At 33.5% G+C, this 21,054-nt stretch carries 20 protein-coding genes; 12 read left to right on the top strand and 8 right to left on the bottom strand.

Features of this window, described 5'->3' with window-relative positions:
* Nucleotides 1–49 precede the first annotated feature (49 nt).
* Entirely contained in the window at nucleotides 50–460 is a 411-nt protein-coding gene (locus tag K5V07_RS05350) for an OsmC family peroxiredoxin (protein ID WP_221916679.1), read from the bottom strand.
* A 240-nt stretch (nucleotides 461–700) separates the two neighbouring features.
* On the opposite strand from K5V07_RS05350, the gene K5V07_RS05345 reads away from it, so the two are divergent.
* On the top strand, nucleotides 701–2,014 hold the full coding sequence (locus tag K5V07_RS05345; protein WP_221916678.1) for a CPBP family intramembrane glutamic endopeptidase: 1,314 nt from the start codon (nucleotides 701–703) through the stop codon (nucleotides 2,012–2,014).
* A 55-nt stretch (nucleotides 2,015–2,069) separates the two neighbouring features.
* On the opposite strand, the gene K5V07_RS05340 is transcribed toward K5V07_RS05345, so the two are convergent.
* Complete coding sequence (locus K5V07_RS05340) at nucleotides 2,070–3,122, bottom strand: sensor histidine kinase KdpD (RefSeq protein ID WP_221916677.1); 1,053 nt, start codon at nucleotides 3,120–3,122, stop codon at nucleotides 2,070–2,072.
* A gap of 230 nt (nucleotides 3,123–3,352) precedes the next feature.
* On the opposite strand from K5V07_RS05340, the gene rlmD reads away from it, so the two are divergent.
* Genes rlmD through K5V07_RS05325 form a run of 3 tightly spaced genes read left to right on the top strand, consistent with a single transcriptional unit; the run spans nucleotide 3,353 to nucleotide 6,131 of the window.
* Entirely contained in the window at nucleotides 3,353–4,765 is a 1,413-nt protein-coding gene (gene rlmD, locus K5V07_RS05335) for a 23S rRNA (uracil(1939)-C(5))-methyltransferase RlmD (RefSeq protein WP_221916676.1), read from the top strand.
* Between the two features lie 36 nt (nucleotides 4,766–4,801).
* On the top strand, nucleotides 4,802–5,323 hold the full coding sequence (locus K5V07_RS05330; protein ID WP_221916675.1) for a DUF6452 family protein: 522 nt from the start codon (nucleotides 4,802–4,804) through the stop codon (nucleotides 5,321–5,323).
* Nucleotides 5,295–6,131, top strand: coding sequence for a DUF6048 family protein (locus tag K5V07_RS05325; RefSeq protein ID WP_221916674.1), 837 nt, complete (start codon nucleotides 5,295–5,297; stop codon nucleotides 6,129–6,131). Before K5V07_RS05330 ends, K5V07_RS05325 begins: the two co-directional genes overlap by 29 nt.
* Before the next feature lie 92 nt (nucleotides 6,132–6,223).
* Here K5V07_RS05325 and K5V07_RS05320 read toward each other — a convergent pair whose 3' ends face one another.
* Both K5V07_RS05320 and K5V07_RS05315 read right to left on the bottom strand, forming a co-directional pair.
* Complete coding sequence (locus K5V07_RS05320) at nucleotides 6,224–6,460, bottom strand: hypothetical protein (RefSeq protein WP_144892381.1); 237 nt, start codon at nucleotides 6,458–6,460, stop codon at nucleotides 6,224–6,226.
* 44 nt (nucleotides 6,461–6,504) lie between these two features.
* On the bottom strand, nucleotides 6,505–7,707 hold the full coding sequence (locus K5V07_RS05315) for a class I SAM-dependent RNA methyltransferase (protein WP_144892383.1): 1,203 nt from the start codon (nucleotides 7,705–7,707) through the stop codon (nucleotides 6,505–6,507).
* A 69-nt stretch (nucleotides 7,708–7,776) separates the two neighbouring features.
* Between K5V07_RS05315 and K5V07_RS05310 the strand changes: the two genes are divergently transcribed.
* Together K5V07_RS05310 and K5V07_RS05305 are read left to right on the top strand one after the other, a co-directional pair.
* Complete coding sequence (locus K5V07_RS05310) at nucleotides 7,777–8,541, top strand: bifunctional 2-polyprenyl-6-hydroxyphenol methylase/3-demethylubiquinol 3-O-methyltransferase UbiG (RefSeq protein WP_182651087.1); 765 nt, start codon at nucleotides 7,777–7,779, stop codon at nucleotides 8,539–8,541.
* A gap of 2 nt (nucleotides 8,542–8,543) precedes the next feature.
* Nucleotides 8,544–9,215 (top strand): ZIP family metal transporter, encoded by a 672-nt coding sequence (locus tag K5V07_RS05305; RefSeq protein WP_144892387.1) that lies wholly within the window; start codon nucleotides 8,544–8,546, stop codon nucleotides 9,213–9,215.
* Nucleotides 9,216–9,271: 56 nt separating this feature from the next.
* On the opposite strand, the gene K5V07_RS05300 is transcribed toward K5V07_RS05305, so the two are convergent.
* Both K5V07_RS05300 and K5V07_RS05295 read right to left on the bottom strand, forming a co-directional pair.
* Complete coding sequence (locus tag K5V07_RS05300) at nucleotides 9,272–11,662, bottom strand: outer membrane beta-barrel family protein (RefSeq protein ID WP_221916673.1); 2,391 nt, start codon at nucleotides 11,660–11,662, stop codon at nucleotides 9,272–9,274.
* 158 nt (nucleotides 11,663–11,820) lie between these two features.
* The gene (locus K5V07_RS05295) at nucleotides 11,821–12,963 is read right to left on the bottom strand and encodes an AraC family transcriptional regulator (protein WP_221916672.1); all 1,143 of its coding nucleotides are present in this window, start codon (nucleotides 12,961–12,963) and stop codon (nucleotides 11,821–11,823) included.
* Between the two features lie 212 nt (nucleotides 12,964–13,175).
* On the opposite strand from K5V07_RS05295, the gene murQ reads away from it, so the two are divergent.
* From murQ to K5V07_RS05265, 6 genes are all read left to right on the top strand, one after another.
* Complete coding sequence (gene murQ, locus K5V07_RS05290) at nucleotides 13,176–13,991, top strand: N-acetylmuramic acid 6-phosphate etherase (protein ID WP_221916671.1); 816 nt, start codon at nucleotides 13,176–13,178, stop codon at nucleotides 13,989–13,991.
* Between the two features lie 63 nt (nucleotides 13,992–14,054).
* A complete protein-coding gene (locus K5V07_RS05285; RefSeq protein ID WP_144892395.1) occupies nucleotides 14,055–14,276 on the top strand; it encodes a DUF6095 family protein in 222 nt (73 codons plus the stop codon).
* The gene (locus tag K5V07_RS05280) at nucleotides 14,276–14,848 is read left to right on the top strand and encodes a pentapeptide repeat-containing protein (RefSeq protein WP_221916670.1); all 573 of its coding nucleotides are present in this window, start codon (nucleotides 14,276–14,278) and stop codon (nucleotides 14,846–14,848) included. Before K5V07_RS05285 ends, K5V07_RS05280 begins: the two co-directional genes overlap by 1 nt.
* Before the next feature lie 11 nt (nucleotides 14,849–14,859).
* A complete protein-coding gene (locus K5V07_RS05275; protein ID WP_221916669.1) occupies nucleotides 14,860–15,009 on the top strand; it encodes a hypothetical protein in 150 nt (49 codons plus the stop codon).
* Between the two features lie 10 nt (nucleotides 15,010–15,019).
* Complete coding sequence (locus tag K5V07_RS05270) at nucleotides 15,020–15,394, top strand: DNA topoisomerase IV (RefSeq protein WP_221916668.1); 375 nt, start codon at nucleotides 15,020–15,022, stop codon at nucleotides 15,392–15,394.
* A 25-nt stretch (nucleotides 15,395–15,419) separates the two neighbouring features.
* Nucleotides 15,420–16,193: a TerC family protein gene (locus tag K5V07_RS05265; protein ID WP_182651092.1), complete on the top strand. Its 774-nt coding sequence runs from the start codon at nucleotides 15,420–15,422 to the stop codon at nucleotides 16,191–16,193.
* A 56-nt stretch (nucleotides 16,194–16,249) separates the two neighbouring features.
* Here K5V07_RS05265 and K5V07_RS05260 read toward each other — a convergent pair whose 3' ends face one another.
* Nucleotides 16,250–18,937 carry a DNA gyrase/topoisomerase IV subunit A gene (locus tag K5V07_RS05260; protein WP_221916667.1) on the bottom strand — a complete coding sequence of 896 codons (2,688 nt, stop codon included), beginning with the start codon at nucleotides 18,935–18,937 and terminating at the stop codon, nucleotides 16,250–16,252.
* 164 nt (nucleotides 18,938–19,101) lie between these two features.
* Nucleotides 19,102–20,970, bottom strand: coding sequence for a DNA topoisomerase IV subunit B (locus K5V07_RS05255; protein WP_221916666.1), 1,869 nt, complete (start codon nucleotides 20,968–20,970; stop codon nucleotides 19,102–19,104).
* Between the last annotated feature and the right edge of the window lie 84 nt (nucleotides 20,971–21,054).

Raw genomic sequence — 21,054 nt, 5'->3', positions numbered from 1 at the left:
AAAAAAACTCGAGTTGCAAACTCGAGTTTTTTGTGAAACTATTTTCAGTTTACAATAGTGTTGCAGTACTTGATATTCTTGCATTTAGAACCTTAGAAACAGGACAATTTTTTTCAGCTTTTTGAACTAATTCTTGAAAAGCATCTGCTGTTATGTCTGCAATTTTTGCATTAACCGTAAGATGAGATGTGGCAATGACACCATCTACAAAATCAATGTCACATTTTGTTTCAATATTTTCAATAGCAAATCCTTCCTCGCCTATGTAAGCCGATAATTGCATCGTAAAACAACCTGCATGTGCGGCTGCTATCAATTCTTCAGGATTTGTGCCCACACCTTCTTCAAAACGTGATTTAAAAGAATACTGCGTTTTATCAAGCGTAGTTGTTTGAGTAGTTAGTGTACCATTTCCTTCTTTAAGTGAACCTTCCCAGTGTGCTGTTGCGTATCTTTTCATAAAGCTTTTTTTTAGTGTTTTACCAAATTTACAAAACCAAAACAAACGTACCTGCTAATAAAATATTAATTAACGTAACTTTAGGCATGTATCTAAAGTGTAAAAAAACTTCCTGAAAAATGTCTTGGATAAAATTTGTGAAAGACACCCTAAAATAAATATTATTTGAGTATGTTTGTTTACTAAATATCTTACGATTTGTTTAAAATCGATCAGGTATTACCCGTTAACCAAAAAACTATGAGCCACTCTTTCTCCGAGAACATTAATGAAAATTTAAAAAATTTTATTTCTTTTTTAAAAAATCCAACAGATCAAAAAGGAGCCGAACTAACTTTTTTAGAACGACTTAAAAACGTACTTGCTTTTATTATACTTGAGATGCCTGTTCTGCTACTGATGATAGGCATAATTAGCGGACTAGAGAAGCTTGAATGGATTGATACTGAAAATCATTCGATTCAAGAAATGATGAAAACAATACCAATTCCATTGTTTTTTATTTTAGCTGTATTTATAATTCCACTTTTTGAAGAATTAATTTTTAGGTTGTATTTACGATATCAGTTCAATAGTGTTATTCAAATTATCCTAGGATTTGCCTCTTTTGGTGGTACAGCAGCGCGACAAAAAACAAACGACAAACTGCAAACCATTTGGACAAAATACTATGCTACAGTTTTCTTTTTCTCGGCCTTGTTGTTTGGTTTTATTCACATTTTCAATTTCGAAATAACCGTAAATGTATTATTGTTATCACCACTTTTAGTAGCTCCACAAATTATGATGGGACTTATAACCGGTTTCTTGCGAGTAAAACAAGGTTTTTTAGCAGGATACATGATGCATGCCATTCATAATGCTATTTTTATAGGAATTTCAATCCTTGGAATGAATAGTATGATGATTAATGTTGATGAAAACACCCCTAAATACAGCATTAAAATAGAGCAAAACAAGGATGCTTTTTCTGACGCATCTTATAAAAACTATGTAGACAGTTTAGCATACACTAATACAACAATCAAACCTTTGCTAGCATATATGTTACAAACTAGTGAACAATTAATAGATGAGAACGACTCACTAGAAACAAAAAAAAGTTACAATTTTCATTTTAAAAATAAAACAAAAGACACGCTACAAACAAAAAAACTAGCCCTTGAGCAACTTAAAAAACATTTAGGCTTCACTATTATCAAAAAAAATATTGAAAAAGGAAGTTGGAATATGAGCATTGTAAATCCAGCTTTGTTAGCAAAAAGTTTGGCAACTGAATCAAAAATTACAAATGCTACAACAATCTCTTCTAAAGAAATTCGTATCGAAAATGGAACCTTAGCAACTTTAGCATATGCCATTAGCAACCACAAAAACATATTATTTAACGATCAAACTCCTAACACAAAAAACAAGTACAACATTACTCTAAAAACACAGAGTTTAGATAAGATGATCCAGCAGCTAGAATCTCAATACGGTTTAAAAGTCGTAAAAACTAAGGAGAAAAAAGAAGTCTATTTGATTGAATTCAAAGAAAATAAAGAGTCATAAACAATATGTTTTTTTAGAACTTGAACAACTTAAAATTGCCTTTTTCTAAAAAAAATCATTTGAGATCTAACCTCACAGAAAAAGTAGAACCTTGATTCATGCCATTGCTTTCTGCATAAATGTGACCTTTATATTTCTCTATGATTTTTTTACACAAATACAACCCTATTCCTGTTGAGGCTTCATTATTTGTCCCTAAACGGCTTTTTGATGTGAACTTATCAAATAAATGCTCAATATCTTGGCTTTTAAATCCCAAACCAGTATCTGTGACTTGAATAAGAATAGTTTTATCGTCTTGTATCAAATTGATTCTGATAATACTGTCTGGAAACGAAAACTTAATAGCATTATCAGTAAGGTTAATTAAAACACGCACTAATAAATCCTCATCTAAATGAATTAAGGCAGTAGGCAACTGTGTTGCATATTCTAAAGTACAATTTTTAGAAATCAATTTTGCGGCTAACTGGCCTGAAACTTTACTTAAAACGGTATTGAAATCTATTTGGTTTACAAAATATTCTTTTTTTGATATTTCGTCTTCATCACGTATCAGTGTAATTAAAGTTTCAATGAATGCAAGTTGCTGATTAGTCGAATATGTGATTAAATTGGAATACTCTGCTATTAATTCAGAGGGATTTTCATTTAAAATTAATGTAGAAAGCCCTTGAGAATTAGCAGCAAAACCCCGTAAGTCATGTGATAACAAATAGATTAAATCTTGTTTATCATTAATATAAGCTTCATAATCTGCTATAGAGGATTGAATATTGGCCAATAACAATCCTGTTTCATCTTGAAATTGAGTAGGTAAATTAGGTATGATTCTATTATTTCTATAATTTACTAATGCGCTAGAGGCAAGCTCAATTGGCTTTATTAATTTTTTCAGCACCAATAAAGTTATCAATGTTGCAAGTAATGTGAATACTAAAGTAACTACAAGAACCATAGTAGATTGCAATTCTTGGTTTCCAAAAAGAAGAAAAATAGAAACTCCTATTAATGGAATGTGAATTCCTAAAAAAGCAACAAAAAGAAATTTACTCGCATATCTTTTTCTCAAAAAAGGAATCGCATTCAATTTTTCATAAAGCTTCATAGGCGTCTATTTTAAGTAATCGATAGTGCAAAATTCGGTAAATAAATTAAAAACTGAGCTGTTCTTTTCTATAAATATTTATAAAAACTTGTATCATTTTTAAAAAAAATATTAAAAAAAAACCACAACAGTGGCATCTCTTTTCTTATTCATTGGCTTTAATTGACTAAAATTGAAAAATATTTGTAAAATTGAATTTATAAAACCTTTCAATCACTTATTTTTGCGCTATGGCTAAGAAAAATACAGACAAAGTTGTCTTTCATCAAATAAAAGTCCTTGATGCTGGTGCAAAAGGCGTTTCGGTAGCAAAAGCACCGGATGGTAAAGTAGTTTTTATCCCGAATGTAGTTCCGGGAGATGTAGTTGATGTGCAAACTTTCAAGAAACGCAAAGCGTATTATGAGGGTAAAGCAGTTCATTTTCATGAGTTTTCAGAGCATCGTGTAGATCCTATCTGTGAGCACTTTGGTGTTTGTGGAGGGTGTAAATGGCAAAACATGAACTACAATCAACAATTGGTTTTCAAACAAAACGAAGTCAAAAACCACTTGCAACGCATTGGAAAAATAGAACTTCCGGAATTTGAATCAATTTTGGGTTCAGAAAAAAAGTTTTTTTACAGAAATAAAATGGAATTTTCGTTTTCAAATAGCCGTTGGTTAACCGAAGCTGAAATTGAAAGCACCGAAGATTTGGGTAACCGAAATGCTCTAGGTTTTCACATCCCTAAAATGTGGGACAAAATTCTTGACATCAATAAATGTCATTTACAAGAAGATCCTTCAAACGCCATTCGTAATGAAGTTAGAGATTTTGCAAATGCAAATGGATTAACTTTTTTTAACCCCAGAGCACACGAAGGTTTGCTACGTACCTTAATGTTACGAACTGCCTCAACGGGTGAGATTATGGTATTGATTCAATTTTTCGAAAATGATAAAGCCAACAGAGAGTTGATTTTAGATCATCTTTATGAAAAGTTTCCGCAAATTACATCGTTGCAATACGTAGTTAATAATAAAGCAAACGATACGTTGTATGATACGGATATCAAGCTATACAAAGGAAGAGATTACATTCTAGAAGAAATGGAAGGGTTGAAATTTAGCATTAATGCCAAATCTTTTTACCAAACCAACTCAGACCAAGCTTACGAATTGTACAAAATCACAAGAGATTTTGCAGGTTTAACAGGAAATGAAGTAGTGTATGACTTGTATACTGGAACAGGAACTATCGCCCAGTTTGTTTCTAAAAAAGCTAAAAAAGTAATTGGTGTAGAAAGTGTTCCTGATGCTATAAAAGATGCAAAAGCTAATGCCGTTCGAAATGAGATCACGAATTGTGAGTTCTTTGTTGGAGACATGAAAGTGGTGTTTAATGATGCGTTTATAGCACAACATGGTCACCCAGATGTCATTATTACCGATCCACCCCGAGATGGTATGCACAAAGATGTTATTGAACAAATCTTAAAAATTGCTCCAGAAAAAGTGGTTTATGTAAGTTGTAACTCGGCTACCCAAGCACGCGATTTAGCCTTAATGGATGAGAAATACAAGGTAACTCGTGTACGTCCTGTGGATATGTTTCCACAAACGCATCACGTAGAAAATGTGGTTTTATTAGAAAGAAGATAGACACCTTACCCGGTAAGGGGAAACATTACAATGTAAATGAAAAAAATAATTTTATTCGTATTTGCTCTAGCACTCTCTTTCTCAAGCTGTGAAAAAGACGATATCTGCGATCCAAAAACCCCTACAACCCCAAGATTAATAATTGAATTTTTCGATTTTGAAAACCCATCAATTAAGAAAAATGTAACTAATTTGAAAGTGGTAGGTGAAGGCAAGACTGATGGAATTTTATTTAACGGTACCCAAACCACAAACGGTACTAGTATTGCAATTCCACTAAAAACGGTAGGAAATTCAACGAGTTTTAGTTTTACACTAAACTCGGGAAATCCAAATCTAGCATTAGTTGATGAAGATATTATCCGTTTCAATTATAAAACACAGGAACTTTTTGTTTCAAGAGCATGCGGGTACAAAAGCATTTTTACATTAGACTCAACAACACCCTATACCCATACTGATGCATCAGCTGCAAATCAAAAATGGATCAAGTTCATATCAGTTGAAAAAAATAACATCGAAAACGAAAATGAAACACATATTAAGATCTTTTTTTAGTTTTTTTCTCGTTTTATCGTTTGCTGTAATGCAAGCTCAAGAAACAACACCCAAAGGAGCAGTACCAAAACCTATTGCCCCGCAAAAAACTACACTCGAAAAACAGACAAAAAAGGAGCCTTTACAACTAGTCCCGACTGATGTTAAGACCGAAAAAAAAGATTCAGTTGCAGCTAAAACTGATCGATATGGAATTCGTGTAGGTTTAGATTTGTATAAAGTAACTCGTGCACTTTATGACAAAGATTATAAGGGATTAGAACTTGTGGGTGATTACAGACTGACAAAAAGGTACTTTTTAGCTGCAGAGCTTGGAAACGAAAATAAAACCACAGCTGATGACCGAGTAAATTTCACCACAAAAGGAAGTTACATAAAAGCAGGTTTTGATTACAATGCATATGAAAACTGGCTGGATATGGAAAACATCATTTCAATTGGTCTTCGTTATGGTTTTAGCACGTTCAATCAGCAGTTAAACAATTACCGCATATATAATGCCAATCCGTACTTTCAGGAAACACCGATTATAAACTCAGGACAAAAATTTAATGGTTTGTCTGCAAGTTGGATTGAAGTTGTTGCGGGTATAAAAGCAAAAGTATTTAACAATGTTTTTATGGGCTTCAGCCTTCGTTTGAATCGATTGGTAACTAATAAAGAGCCCGAGAATTTCTCTAACTTATACATTCCGGGATTTAATAGAACGTACGATGGGAGTTTTGGAGTAGGATTCAATTATACGGTAACGTACTTTGTTCCTATTTATAAAAAGAAAATAAAGCCAGCTGTAATTCCAAAAAAGTAGTATAAAAAAACGCATATTCACTATTAGAACTTAACAAAGTAATTAGTGAATATGCGTTTTATATTTAAAAATAAAACTTATAGGATTTTATACTACCCTATTTCCTTGAATCCTTTAATGAAAATCCATTTCATATATAATTTTTCACCATCTTTGGTTTGTACGGCTTGAAACTTTGGAGCTACTAAAGTTCCTATTACAAATGCTGTTATTGGAATCCAAAAACCAGTTAAATTAGTGTACATAGCAATAGCATATCTTGCAGCGATAAATAAAACCGCAAAGCTTGCTAGTTGATATACAAATGCTTGTATTTGCTTTTTTGTCATTTTTTATAAGTCTTAAAGTTTTAAAGTAAAAAATTCGATATTACTTATTCAGCACCAGTTGTGTCTTGATCTGAATCCTCTGATCTAACGGACGAAGCAAATTTTGTTCTTTTACTGCCTTCATACATCTCATATTTTACTAATCGCGCCTCAAGACCTGCATTAAAAAGTTTAATTTTTCTTGAAGGCTTTAAACCTACATGTTTTAATGCTTCTAAGTTTGCAGTGATCATCCAAGCGTTTGTACCTGGATAATTTTTCTTTAAAGTATCGCCAACATTCTTATAAAATTCCTCCATGTGAATATCCAAACGCTCGTCATAAGGTGGATTAAATACGATATGCAATTTGCCTTCAGAAGTTTTTTCTGAATCAAAAAAGTTTTGATCTTCTATTGAAATGTATTCGTCAAGATTGGCATTTTTAATATTGTCTTTCGCTTTTTGAACCGCACTTGGAGCTTTGTCATATCCTTTTATGGTATAATGAAACTCGCGAACACGTTTTAATAAACTATCCGTAATAGCATCAAACAAATCATTATCCCAATCATTCCATTTTTCGAAAGCAAATTCTTTTCGGTTGATATTAGCTGGAATATTACACGCAATCATGGCTGCTTCGGCTAAAAAAGTACCTGATCCACACATTGGATCTAAAAAATCTGTTTGACCATCCCAACCTGAAAGTAATAAAATTCCAGCGGCCAAAACCTCGTTTATAGGTGCAATATTTGTTGCAGTTCTATACCCACGCTGGTTCAATGCATTCCCAGATGTATCTAGCGCTACCGAAACTTGGTCTTTATCAATATGAATATTAATTCTTAAATCAGGGTGAACCTTATCAATACTAGGTCGTTGACCTGTTCTTTCTCTAAACTGATCTACAATGGCATCTTTACATTTTTGAGAAACAAATTCAGAGTGATTAAAATATTCTGAATGTACTGTGGTATCTATAACAAAAGTCTGGTTCGCATTCAATAATTTAGACCAGTTTACTCCCGCAATACCTTTGTATAATCCTTGTTCATTATTGGCCTTAAAAAAATAAATGGGTTTTAAAATTTTTAAAGCGGTACGCAACGATAAATTAGCCTTGTACATAAACCCTTTATCACCTTTAAAACTAACCATTCGTACCCCTTGCTCTACATTTTGTGCGCCTAGGTTTTGCAATTCTTTTGCTAGTATTTCTTCAAAACCAAAAAAGGTTTTGGCAATCATTTTATAATTATTTTCCATTGTAAAATCAAGTATTCGTTGCAAAAATACACTAAATTTGCATCAATCGAATTAATTGAAAAAGAATAAATGTCTGCATCTCAAAATACATCCCTTGAAAATCAACCCAAATCAACAGAAAACTGGTACACCTCTTGGTTTGATACTCCTTATTATCACATTTTATATAAGGATAGAAATTACAGGGAAGCTCAAGTTTTTATGGACAATCTTACCCATTATCTGAATTTACCAGAAAATGCTAAAGTCCTTGATTTAGCGTGTGGCAAAGGCCGTCATTCTATATATTTAAATCAATTGGGTTTTACCGTACTTGGTGCCGATTTATCTGAAAATAGTATCGCCGAAGCGAATAAAAATGCTAATGAAAAATTACAATTCAAAGTTCATGACATGCGTGAGCCTTTTGAGGAAAAATTTGATGCCATATTTAATTTATTCACCAGTTTTGGCTATTTTGAAAATGACGAAGACAACTTGACAACACTTATAGCCATCAAAGAAAGCTTGTCAGAATATGGTTTTGCAGTGATTGATTTCATGAATGTAAATCATGTACTCGAAACTTTGGTACCAGAAGAAACTAAAACGGTTGATGAAATTGATTTTCACATCACGAGGTATGAAAAAGAAGGTCATATTTATAAAGATATTAGCTTCGAGGACAAAGGTCAAAAATTTCATTTCACCGAAAAAGTAAAAGCACTAACGCTAAAAGATTTTGAAGTATTAATGGACCAAGCCGGAATTTATCTTTTGGACATCTTTGGAGATTACAAACTGAAAAAATTCCATAAAACAGATAGTGAACGACTGATAATGATTTTTAAATAACAATGAATTACCTTTTACCTTTACTTTCTGTACTTTTAGGGTATATCATTGCCTCAATATTAAAGCCAAAAAACAAGACCAACTTAAAGCTACTCTTAGCTTTTAGTGGTTCGTTTTTATTGTCGTTGACGGTAATGCATCTGCTTCCTGAGGTTTATGAAAGCAATCAAAGCAGTATTGGAATCTTTATCATGTTAGGAATTCTATTCCAAATCATACTAGAGTTTTTCTCCAAAGGCGCAGAGCATGGACACGTACACGGACATGAAAACATGAATCACATTCCTTGGTTATTGTTCATCAGCTTATGCATTCATGCTTTTTTAGAAGGTTTTCCTGTGGGTCATCAACATGATAATTTAGCCATTGGTATTGCAATACATCACTTGCCTATTGCTATTATCTTGACTACGTTTTTCATCAATTCACATCTCAATCCAAAAGCAATTTTTGCCTTCATGATTACCTTTGCCATCATGACGCCACTAGGCACACTCGCATCTGATTATTTGCCATTTATTAGCCAATATACCACCCAAATCACAGCAATAGTGATAGGGATTTTATTCCATATTTCATCTACCATTATTTTTGAAAGCAGCGAAGGCCACAAGTTCAATATCGCTAAGGTTTCAATGATTGTGATAGGAATTGCATTGGCGTATTTTATATAATTTTTTAAGTTAAGAAACAGAAATAGGTTAGATTCTGTTTCTTAACTTTAAACTTTCTAATTACTTCCTGTTCTTTTATTTTCCTCCTTATTTCCAAAATCACGCTGTTGTAGATTCATCTTTTTGTTTCCAAAATTATAAACTAAAGATAATCGCACGAATCTACTACTGCTGTTTTGACTATACACTTGTTTTACACCGTTAACAACCGAAGTAAAATCTTTTAAATATGAGGTGTTAAAAATATCATTAGCTAAAAAAGCAATCTGCATGGTTTTATTAAACAAATCCTGTTTGAAACCAATATCAAAACTCGAGGCATACCCTACTTTATACAAACCCTCTTTGAATGGTGTTGTATACATAAAATCGATTTGCAATTTTGTTGTTTTGCCTAATAAAAAAGTGTTATTTGTCGAAAAATCAATTTGTAAACTGTTTGATGGTTTAGCATTGATGTCTTTAATAAATTCAGTTTTTGCTCCCAAAAAGTATAATGAATTTTCACTAGACCACCAATTTGTAAAACTTGCTGAGTAACTTTCCCCTATTCCATAATTTAAGCTTTTAAAATAATTTTCACGGGTTATAATCTGTGTATTGGTCTCTGGATTTGAGGTAAACAAAACACCATAGCCATCTGTAATTGAATTGACAAAAACACTTGTTCTCAAAATTTCTTTATAAGAATGTGAAAACTCAAAATTATCACTAAATGACGGTATTAAAAACGGATTTCCTTCGGAATAACTATTGCTGTTGATGTAAATCCTGAACGGATTCAATAAGTCAAAACGTGGTCTGTTAATTCTTTTACCATAATTTAAACTAAAAGTATTGCTTTCGTTTTTCTTGTAGGAAGCATAAAAAGTTGGGAATAATTTCAAATAATCATTAACTTTTTCCTGATTCAAAGTTTCAGAAAAACCAGTTGTATGAGTATTTTCTAATCGAACACCCATTTGAAAACTCCAACTTTCTCCCAAATTTTTATTGGCATTAACATACAGCGCATGATTATTTTCGGTGTATCTAAATCGGTTGGATTGGTTCGGATCTAATTCTTGAAATCCTATAATTGTATTGTAGTATAGTACATCACTCTCACTATTTGTAAAACTCATTTTCGCACCGTAAGATAAATTGACTGCCTGAAGTGGATGTTCCATATCGGCCTTAAAACTCCAGTTTTTAATATCCTGATTTGAAACATTTCTTCCTGACTGATTCACATCAACAAATATCATGTCTGGCATATAATTTTTAGCTACAAAATTTCGGTTAAAATTGGAACCGTAATCAAAATAATCAATATCAAAAGATAGTTTTCGTTTTAAGTTATCCAACTTGGTAATTAAATGTGCGTTGTAAGTTTGATTTCGAGATCCTTTATCGGTGAAACTTTTATTCAGTGTAATATTATCCAAATCATTTTGGGTATTGTAATTCTCAATTCTAATATCCGATTTAAAATCTGGATTATTTCTATCACGTAAAAATTGAAATCCTATAGTTGTTCGTTCTGAAAGTTCATAATCTAGGGCTGCCTTACCTGAAAAATTTTCGGTTTTTACCTTTGTTTCACTTTTTAAATGCGAAAGTCCATCAGGAAAATACATTTTAAAATCATCTTTATCATTTAAATAACCTGATTTTACATTCACACTAGCAGCAAATCTGAACTTGTTTTTATAGTAAAAAAAGTTATCTCTTAAAGTTGTAATACCATATTTATTTTGATCATAAGAAAGTGTAGTTGTATTTTTCCAAGAATCACGAACTCCTTTTTTCATAACAATATTAATTAATCCACCAGTTCCTTCCGCCTCATATTTTGATGGGGGATTGCTGATAATTTCAATATTTTTAATGTCACTTGCCGAGATCGATTTTAAATAGTTATTCAGTTCCTCTCCTATCAATTCAATCATGCGTCCATCTATCATAACGCGAGAAGTTCCTTTTCCTAAAATATTGATTGTATTATTTTGTACCACAACTCCAGGTGCTGTATTTATAGCACTTAAAGCGTCTCCGCCAACCGTTGTAACATTATTTTCAAAATTATAAACTAGGCGATCTGTTTTCTGTTCGATCGTTTTCTTGTTAGATTGAATGATAACCTCCTTCAAACCGGTTGCGCTTTCTTTTAAAAGGATTGTTCCTAAATCAATATCTTTTTCTATCAAAATTTCCTTTTCAAATTCATTAAATCCTTTAAGGGTAACCCCAATTTTATAAAACCCATTTTTAAGATTGATTTCAAAACTACCATCTTTCATTGAGGTTGTCCCGTAAATAATTTTTCCTTCTGAATTGGATACCGAAATATCTGCCCATTCTAATGGAGTTGTTTCACTTGAGATTTTTCCTTTCAGTTTAAATGATGCTTGTGCTAAACAAAAGAATGGTACTAATAAAAAGATAAGGTAATTTGCTTTTTTCATGATTTCTATTTTTTAAAAACTTGTTTCGATTACTATGAAGCAAAGTTGCCTTAGAAACTTTAGTTATGCGACCGACAAAAAAAAGTCGAACCAATTTCTCGTGAAGAAATCAGTTCGACTTTATTAGACATAGTGTACGACTTTTTACAAAGTGCTTATTACAAAGCTTTTCGGTATGCAGTAGGAGTTAAATTCGTATATTTTTTGAAAGAAGTATTAAAAGAAGATTTCGAATTAAAACCCACTTCGTACAAAATTTCTAAAACCGTAAGCTGACTTTTAGAGTGATCTTTTAAAATACCCATCGCTTTTTTGATGCGATATTCATTAACAAAATCAAAAAAATGTTGATTCATATGATGATTTATTAAAACAGATAAATCGCGAACTGGAATATTAATTTGATTGGCAAGCTCCTGAATTGTAAGCGATTGATCAAGATAAGGCTCTTTATCATCCATATACTGTTTCAATTTCGAAATTTTACTGGAAATAGCATTGTTATGAACATCTTTACATTCTGTTTTTTCTTCAACTTCAGGCAGAATATCTTTTGCTAATTTCAATTTAGAATTAACACCTCTAAAAAGTTCGGGATGGTTGAGCGCTTTCATGATAAACCAGCATGTTATAAGCAAAGCAACAGCACCTACAAGCACATTTATCCAAAGAAACATCTCTCTAAACCCAGTATAACGTAATATATTTTTTAATGCAACAATTGAATGTGCAATAAGAAAAACACAAGTTATTTGAAATAGCCATTTATAAGTAGCAGTACTCGAATCAGCGTAATTTTCTAGATAGATTTCTCTATACTTTTTTAAAATTATAAAAACACTGACGATATAAAATACATATTGAAATTCAATTAAAATCTGAATGAGGTATATCTCTGGCATTTGATTAAGTATTGTAACAAATGTGTCTCTTTCTATGTAGTTACTAAGGTAAATCCTTGGAATAAAAACCAAATTGACCAATAAAAAAGGAATTGAATGCAATGCGTGCTTCCACTTTAATCTAAAATCAGAATAACAGACTGCCAGTACCGAAAGATAAAATAAAGGCATTCCAAACAAACAGGCTGTAGATCTAAAAATCTCTAAATTCAACTCAATACGAGTAACCGCATCAATAAAAAAACCAGAAAGATCGATCGCTGAAAAAATAAAAAAACACGCAAATAAACGATTTGCTAATTTATTTTTGGTTTTAACCGTTACTAAAAAAAATGCAAGAAATAAAGAAACAAAAACGGAGATCCGACCAATGCCCTGCAGTAAGCTTAATTTATCCATTTAACTTATAATATTTAAACAAATATAGTATTTTAGATCAAGTCCCAACAATTTGAATTCCTTTCGATTCAGAAGAAATTAAATTGTAAAAATTAGTAAATTAGTACAAATAGCAAGCAAATCTGAAACTTTTAAAACTTGAAACAAAAAATAGAAAATTTCGGGAATGTGATAAAAAAGGTTAATTTTGGACTTGTCCAATTATACTAAAAATGACTTTTACAAAAACTACCGAACAATCCTCAAAATACGAACATTTAGAAAAAATGTCGGTTCAGGAATTGTTGTCAAATATCAATCAAGAAGACAAAACAGTTCCTCTTGCTGTTGAAAAAGCATTGCCACAAATTGAAAATTTAGTAACCGCAATTGTCACTAAAATGAAATTAGGCGGTCGTCTATTTTACATAGGAGCGGGCACCTCAGGAAGATTAGGTATTGTTGATGCCTCCGAATGTCCGCCTACTTTTGGCGTTCCATTTGATTTAGTTGTAGGGATTATTGCTGGTGGTGATACAGCCATTCGTAAAGCTGTTGAAAATGCCGAAGACAACCCAACTCAAGCCTGGATTGACTTGCAAGCCTTTGAAGTGAATGAAAATGATGTTGTTATTGGTATTGCAGCTTCGGGAACTACTCCATATGTTATTGGAGGTTTACACGCTTGTAATGAGAACAACATAACCACAGGAAGTATTTCTTGTAATGCTGGAAGTCCTTTGTCACAAACAGCGAAATTCCCAATTGAAGTAATTGTAGGACCTGAATTTGTTACAGGAAGTTCCCGCATGAAAGCAGGAACGGCACAAAAACTAGTACTCAACATGATTTCAACTGCTACCATGATCCAACTTGGGAAAGTGAAAGGAAACAAAATGGTTGATATGCAACTCAGCAATAGTAAACTTGTTGACCGCGGTGTAAAAATGATCATGGACGAAATTCCGGTTACCTACGAAGAAGGTGCTGCATTACTTACAGAATACGGAAGCGTGAGAAAAGCTGTTGATTTTTATCTAGCGCAATAAAGATAGTACTTGTACCTACTTTGCATTTTCAAAAGCTTCAAACCTTAAATTTTAAAAGAAACAATGGCGACTAACAAAGAATTATTATCAAAAGGAATAAGGTATTTAGCAGGGGCCTTACCGCTATTATTTTTAGGACCAACAATAATTCATAATGCTTTTATGAACAAGCAAAACATTTGGCATTATCTGGTATTAAGCGTTGGGGTGATTGTTTGTTTTATTGCCATGTACCTAATGTATGTAGGATTGAAGACAATTATGAAAAGCTTATTTAACGACTAATGAAAAACCCAATTCACCTTCAAAAAACATTTGAAAAAATCAATCCGTTTGATAACTCGATAAGCAATCAAGAATTTGAAGAATGTATTTTTTTAAATTGTGATATATCCAATGCGGTTTTGTCCAATGCTACCTTTATGGATTGTGTATTTAAAGACTGTAATCTTTCTATGACTAGATTAGCTAGTGCTAGTTTAAAAGGAGTACAATTTAAAAACTGTAAACTATTAGGGATTTTGTTTGATGAATGTGATGATTTCTTATTCCAAGTGGAGTTTGAAGAATGTGTTTTGGATTATGCCTCTTTTACCAATAAAAAGATGCCCAAAACCAAGTTTATTTCGTGTTCGTTACGAGAAGTCAATTTTTCTGAAACCAATTTAACGGGTTCCATTTTTGATGGGAGTTCGCTACAAGGAGCGCTATTTAACAACACGCAATTAGCAGGAAGTGACTTTACTAAAGCCACAGATTACATCATAGATCCAGAATACAATCCGATGAAAAAAGCGAAGTTTTCAACGCAAGGAATTGGTGGTTTATTAGACAAATATGACATTAAAATACACTAATTTTACCCCAGATGGAAGTGAAAACCCATGAGACTGGAAAGCTATTTTTTTCTTGGCTTAAAAGAGCGACCAACGGAAGCTCCTTTTATGGCACTAGAAAAAAAGATTTACAGTATTATGAGTTGCAACAAACAGCTGGATTAGGTTCAAAAAAACTATAAAAAACAACAAATGAAAAAAATAGTACTATTCATATTCTTACTACCACTCGTGTCTTGTTATGATGCGGATAGAAATTGTAAGGATTTTAAAATTGGTAAATTCAAGTTTGAATATGAAGTGAATGGAGTTAAAAAAACCACCTTCTTTGAACGCAATGATAGCATAGAAATTGAGACTTTTGAAGGGAAAACAGATACCGCAAGTATTCGTTGGGTAAATGATTGTGAATATATTTTACAAAAATTACATCCCAAAAATATGGCTGAAGAAAAAGCTATTGGCATGAAAATCTTGACGACATCAAAAAATTCGTATACCTTTGAATTTGGAATGGTAGGATCTGATGCCAAACAGCGCGGAACCGTGACGAAGCTTGCCAATTAATAGATATCAACCCTAACTAAATATAATGGAAGTATTTTTAAACCCTGATGCGTGGATTGCCCTTTTGACCTTGACTTTTCTTGAAATTGTTTTAGGAATTGATAATATCATTTTCATCTCTATTGCTACTGGAAAATTACCGATCGAACAACGCAAAAGAGCCACTAAAATAGGAATGTTCCTGGCAATGTTCATGAGAATTGCGCTTTTGTTTGGTATTAATTTATTAATTCAAATGAAAGAACCATGGTTTCACATTGAGTTGAGTTGGTTTTCGGCTGGAATTACGGGTCAAAGCCTAATTTTACTGGGTGGTGGGTTGTTTTTGATTTACAAAAGTACCAATGAAATTCGGGAAAAAGTGGATGAGAAAGGACATGAGGAAAAAGAACTTGGAAAAGCGGCTACAAAATCATTTCAAAACGTTATTTTTCAAATTATCTTGATTGATTTGGTTTTTTCTTTTGATAGTATTTTGACAGCGGTAGGAATGACAAATGGTGTTGAAGGTGCCTTATACATTATGATTACAGCAGTAATAATCTCTGTACTTATTATGATGCAATTTGCGGTTCCTGTTGGGAATTTTGTCAACAAACATCCTTCTATTCAAATACTTGGACTTTCATTTTTGATTTTAATTGGAATGATGTTGCTTACTGAAAGTGCTCATCTATCGAACGCTTTGATCTTTGGAAGTCACGTAACACCAGTACCAAAGGGCTATTTGTACTTTGCTATTTCGTTCTCATTATTAGTAGAAGTACTGAATATGAAAATGAATAAGAGTAAAAAATAAATTATGAATAACTAGTAAATAATAAGAAAGCTTCCAAGAAATTGGAAGCTTTTTTGTTAATCTAAACTCATGGTTATTTGACCATCGTCATCTAATTGCACTGGTCCCGTCTCTTCGTCATTTAAAACAATCGGTACTGGAATTTCCTCTACAGGCTCCTCATACGGGAGTGATTCCAGCAGATTGACCTGCTTTAACTTATCTGCAGTCAATTGATTTCCTTGGGCTTTGAATCCTTTTACGGCTATAAAAGCCTCAACATCTACCACTTGGTTTTCTTTTTGTACTCCTTTTACTTTTGCAAAAACTAATTCGGCCATAGGTCTATAATCTGTTGAAACAATTTCTAGATGCGAATTAGCATGCTCTGAGATAAAGGCTTCCTCTTTGTTTTCGGTTTCTACCAAAAAGCGTTTGATGTAATAGCGCTCTTTTTCTCCATCAAAATAAATGGCCGAAATTGGTTTTTTAGGATTCCATTTCTCTAAAACAACCATGTCTTGGTCGAAATGTGTTGTCAACTCGGGCGTTATCACTTTGAGCTTGCCAGATTGTGCAATGATTAAAATTTTATCACTTGGTCTAAATTCACCTAGCAATTCACCACGTCCATCTACGTTCAATCGTTGTACCGTATCATCAAACCACACTTTACGAGGCAATAATGTAGAAATCCCTTTCTCTTTTAATTCTATTTTCTTAATTGGATATTTCGTTACCAAATTCCCCTTAGAACTTCTTCCTTTTATGGCAAGATTTGAAAAATCAATATCAAATTTCAATTTTTTGATAGTTCCCACTTGGCGCAACAAAATGGTAATTACCTCAGCTTCACCGTTTGGATTACATGAAAAGTATACGATTTGAGATCCCGCAGTTTCATTTGTTAAATCATAAGGTTTATCACGCGTAACTCCCGATACGTTAAAGCGTTTTATATAAGAAGGCCCTGATTTTCCATCGCGATAAATCAAGTTGTAAATGGTGCGCTTGTCGCTTTTGTCAAAAATAGCTACGTGAATAATATCTTTACCCACAAAGGTTTTTGCATCCACTTTTGTAATCATCATTTTTCCATCTCTTAGAAAAACAATGACATCATCAATATCAGAACAGTCTGTGACATACTCATCTTTTTTAAGACTTGTACCTACAAAACCTTCTTCTCTATTTACATACAGTTTGGTGTTGCGCAAGACTACTTTTGTTGCTTCGATATCATCAAAAATACGCAATTCGGTTTGGCGTTCGCGACCTTTTCCGTATTTCTCTTTTAATTTCGTAAAATACGCTATTGCAAAGTCTGTTAAATGAGCTAAATGATGTTCTACTTCCTTCATCTCGTCCTCTAACTTGGCAATCATGTCATCAGCCTTATCCGAGTCAAAACGGGTAATTCGAATCATTTGAATTTGCGTGAGCTTCTGCAAATCGTCATCATTAATGGCTCTAACAAAAGATTTCGTAAAAGGCTCAAATCGGTTGTACAAATAGGTATACAGCGCTTCTCTATCACCATACAATTTAAAATCAATGTACATTTCTTCGCGAATGAAAATTTTCTCTAGCGTTGAAAAGTGCCACTTGTTTTTTAATTCTTCGAGTTGAATTTCGAGTTCTTGTTTTAATAAATCAACTGTTCTTGCAGTTGAAATGCGCAACATTTCAGAAACCCCAATAAACAAAGGTCTGTTATCTTCAATCACACAACCCAAAGGCGCAACTGATGTTTCGCAAGCTGTAAAAGCAAACAAAGCATCAATGGTTTTGTCTGGAGAAACTCCTGGAAATAAGTGAATCAATATCTCTACCTCAGCAGCGGTATTGTCTTCAATTTTTTTGATTTTGATTTTGCCTTTTTCATTGGCTTTCAAAATACTATCAATTAAAGTGGTCGTATTAGTCGAAAACGGAATTTGAGTGATGACTAACGTGTTTTTATCCAATTGGGCAATTTTGGCACGTACGCGTACACGACCACCACGCAATCCGTCATTGTAATTTGATACATCAGCAATACCTTGCGTCATGAAATCAGGATACAACGTAAACGCTTTTCCTTTTAATATTTTGATCGAAGCGTCAATTAGCTCATTAAAATTGTGCGGCAACACTTTCGTGGAAAGTCCTACAGCAATTCCTTCTGCTCCTTGTGCTAAAAGCAATGGAAACTTTACCGGCAGATTGTTTGGCTCAGCACGACGACCATCGTACGAAACACCCCAATCGGTAATTTTTGGAGAATACAAGACTTCCAAAGCAAACTTGGACAAACGCGCCTCAATGTAACGCGAAGCCGCAGCACCATCACCTGTTAGGATATTTCCCCAGTTTCCTTGGCAATCTATCAATAATTCTTTCTGACCAATTTGCACCATAGCATCACCAATACTTTGATCTCCGTGCGGATGGTATTGCATCGTGTGTCCCACGACGTTCGCCACCTTGTTGTAACGACCATCATCCAACTCTTTAAGCGAGTGCATGATACGGCGTTGAACAGGTTTAAATCCGTCCTCAATAGCCGGAACAGCACGTTCCAATATTACATACGAAGCATAATCCAGAAACCAGTCTTTGTACATGCCCGTAACCTTGGTTATGGTATCGCCTTCTTCATTATTGTTTTCGTAAAAATGTTGCATGCCACTCGAGGTTTTTATGTCTTCGAAACCGGCGTCGTTGCTTACATCTTCATTTTCTTCTCCCTCAGGAATTGTATTTTCGTCTTCTTCGTCTTTCATTAAATATATTCTATTGAATAATAGTTTTGTATATTTTTCTTATCGTGTATGTCTAAAAAGAATAGTTTTCCTCAGAAATATGTTCCACAATTTCAAATTTAAAAGTTCTCACAATTAAAATAGTTGTATTAAATAGTAATTCTAAATCTTACTTTAAACCTATATCACTCCTCAACCAAAGCATCCAACTCCACCTTCAAGTTCTTGATAATAAACTCTTGTCTATCGGGAGTATTTTTGCCCATATAAAAAGAAAGTAACTGCTCAATCGACGTGTTTTTATCCATCATAATAGGATCTAAGCGAATGGTTTCTCCAATGAAATTCTTGAATTCATCTGGTGAAATCTCTCCTAATCCTTTAAATCGAGTTATTTCTGGTTTTGGTTTTAGTTTTTCGATTGCCTCTCTTCTTTCTTCTTCAGAGTAACAATAAATGGTTTCTTTCTTGTTTCGAACCCTAAAAAGTGGTGTTTGCAAAATATACAAATGACCTTCTTTGATTAATTCTGGAAAAAATTGTAAAAAGAAGGTAATCAACAACAATCGAATGTGCATTCCATCGACATCGGCATCGGTAGCGATTACAATGTTGTTGTAACGCAACTTTTCGAGACCGTCCTCAATGTCCAAAGCGGCTTGCAGCAAGTTGAATTCTTCGTTTTCGTACACAATTTTTTTACTCATTCCGTATGAGTTCAGCGGCTTTCCACGTAAACTAAATACCGCTTGCGTATTTACATCACGCGACTTGGTAATAGATCCCGAAGCCGAATCTCCCTCGGTAATAAAAAGCGTACTCTCTAAGTTTCTAGGGTTTTTAGTATCCGGTAAGTGAGCACGGCAATCTCTTAATTTTTTATTGTGTAGATTGGCTTTTTTAGCACGATCAGTAGCTAGTTTTCTAATTCCAGATAATTCTTTACGCTCACGCTCTGCCTGCAAAATTTTGCGCAATAACGCTTCTGCTGTTGGTGGGTTTTTATGTAAATAGTTATCTAACTTATTTTTGATAAAATCATTAACAAAAGTACGCACCGAGACTGGTGTACTCCCATCATCAGAACCCATATCTGTCGAACCTAATTTAGTTTTCGTCTGCGACTCAAAAACAGGTTCCATCACCTTGATACTAATAGCACTCACAATAGATTTTCGTACATCTGAAGCTTCGAAGTTTTTATTGTAAAACTCACGAATGGTTTTTACAATAGCTTCTCTGTAAGCTGCTAAGTGCGTCCCTCCTTGTGTGGTATTTTGTCCGTTTACAAAAGAGTGATACTCCTCACTGTATTGGGTTTTGCTGTGAGTAAGCGCAATTTCTATATCATGTTCTTTCAAGTGAATAATTGGATATTCCAAATCATCAGCACTTATTGTTTCTTCTAGTAAATCACGAAGTCCGTTCTCTGAAATGTATTTTTCACCATTAAAAATGATCGTCAAACCATTGTTTAAGTAACAATAATTCTTCACCATTTTAATCACATATTCCATTCGGAATTTGTAATTTTTGAAAATGGTTTCGTCTGGCGTAAACGTTACTTTTGTTCCTTTGCGTTTCGTAGTATCAATAATATCTTCTTCAAGGACCAAATTTCCAGCTGAAAACTCAGCGGCTTTTTGCTTTTCCTCTCTCACCGATTCTACACGGAAATAATTTGAAAGTGCATTCACAGCTTTGGTACCCACACCGTTCAAACCTACTGATTTCTGAAACGCTTTGGAGTCGTATTTACCACCCGTATTCATTTTCGAAACTACATCAACTACTTTACCCAACGGAATACCTCGCCCGTAATCACGTACCGAAACCGTTTTGTCTTTGATGGTCACTTCAATGGTTTTACCGGACCCCATAACAAATTCATCGATACAGTTGTCTAAAACCTCTTTTAACAGGATATAAATACCATCATCTGGCGAAGAACCGTCACCCAGTTTCCCGATGTACATTCCGGGGCGCATGCGAATATGCTCTTTCCAGTCTAAGGACCGAATATTGTCTTCGGTATATTGATTTTGATCGGACATTTTAAAATTTGTGGATTTTAACTTCGTTCAGTTTGGGCTTTACTTTACGCAAAGCTCTCGAATGTGCTAATGTAGTGTAATATG

This window comes from Flavobacterium sp. CHNK8, from assembly GCF_019774515.1.
Taxonomy (GTDB): domain Bacteria; phylum Bacteroidota; class Bacteroidia; order Flavobacteriales; family Flavobacteriaceae; genus Flavobacterium; species Flavobacterium tiangeerense.
This window is presented reverse-complemented; position numbering and strand designations above follow the sequence as displayed.

Coding starts and splice junctions, on each gene's coding strand:
- K5V07_RS05350 (WP_221916679.1), bottom strand. CDS start 460: ATGAAAAGATACGCAACAGCACACTGGGAAGGTTCACTTAAAGAAGGA.
- K5V07_RS05345 (WP_221916678.1), top strand. CDS start 701: ATGAGCCACTCTTTCTCCGAGAACATTAATGAAAATTTAAAAAATTTT.
- K5V07_RS05340 (WP_221916677.1), bottom strand. CDS start 3,122: ATGAAGCTTTATGAAAAATTGAATGCGATTCCTTTTTTGAGAAAAAGA.
- rlmD (WP_221916676.1), top strand. CDS start 3,353: ATGGCTAAGAAAAATACAGACAAAGTTGTCTTTCATCAAATAAAAGTC.
- K5V07_RS05330 (WP_221916675.1), top strand. CDS start 4,802: ATGAAAAAAATAATTTTATTCGTATTTGCTCTAGCACTCTCTTTCTCA.
- K5V07_RS05325 (WP_221916674.1), top strand. CDS start 5,295: ATGAAACACATATTAAGATCTTTTTTTAGTTTTTTTCTCGTTTTATCG.
- K5V07_RS05320 (WP_144892381.1), bottom strand. CDS start 6,460: ATGACAAAAAAGCAAATACAAGCATTTGTATATCAACTAGCAAGCTTT.
- K5V07_RS05315 (WP_144892383.1), bottom strand. CDS start 7,707: ATGGAAAATAATTATAAAATGATTGCCAAAACCTTTTTTGGTTTTGAA.
- K5V07_RS05310 (WP_182651087.1), top strand. CDS start 7,777: ATGTCTGCATCTCAAAATACATCCCTTGAAAATCAACCCAAATCAACA.
- K5V07_RS05305 (WP_144892387.1), top strand. CDS start 8,544: ATGAATTACCTTTTACCTTTACTTTCTGTACTTTTAGGGTATATCATT.
- K5V07_RS05300 (WP_221916673.1), bottom strand. CDS start 11,662: ATGAAAAAAGCAAATTACCTTATCTTTTTATTAGTACCATTCTTTTGT.
- K5V07_RS05295 (WP_221916672.1), bottom strand. CDS start 12,963: ATGGATAAATTAAGCTTACTGCAGGGCATTGGTCGGATCTCCGTTTTT.
- murQ (WP_221916671.1), top strand. CDS start 13,176: ATGACTTTTACAAAAACTACCGAACAATCCTCAAAATACGAACATTTA.
- K5V07_RS05285 (WP_144892395.1), top strand. CDS start 14,055: ATGGCGACTAACAAAGAATTATTATCAAAAGGAATAAGGTATTTAGCA.
- K5V07_RS05280 (WP_221916670.1), top strand. CDS start 14,276: ATGAAAAACCCAATTCACCTTCAAAAAACATTTGAAAAAATCAATCCG.
- K5V07_RS05275 (WP_221916669.1), top strand. CDS start 14,860: ATGGAAGTGAAAACCCATGAGACTGGAAAGCTATTTTTTTCTTGGCTT.
- K5V07_RS05270 (WP_221916668.1), top strand. CDS start 15,020: ATGAAAAAAATAGTACTATTCATATTCTTACTACCACTCGTGTCTTGT.
- K5V07_RS05265 (WP_182651092.1), top strand. CDS start 15,420: ATGGAAGTATTTTTAAACCCTGATGCGTGGATTGCCCTTTTGACCTTG.
- K5V07_RS05260 (WP_221916667.1), bottom strand. CDS start 18,937: ATGAAAGACGAAGAAGACGAAAATACAATTCCTGAGGGAGAAGAAAAT.
- K5V07_RS05255 (WP_221916666.1), bottom strand. CDS start 20,970: ATGTCCGATCAAAATCAATATACCGAAGACAATATTCGGTCCTTAGAC.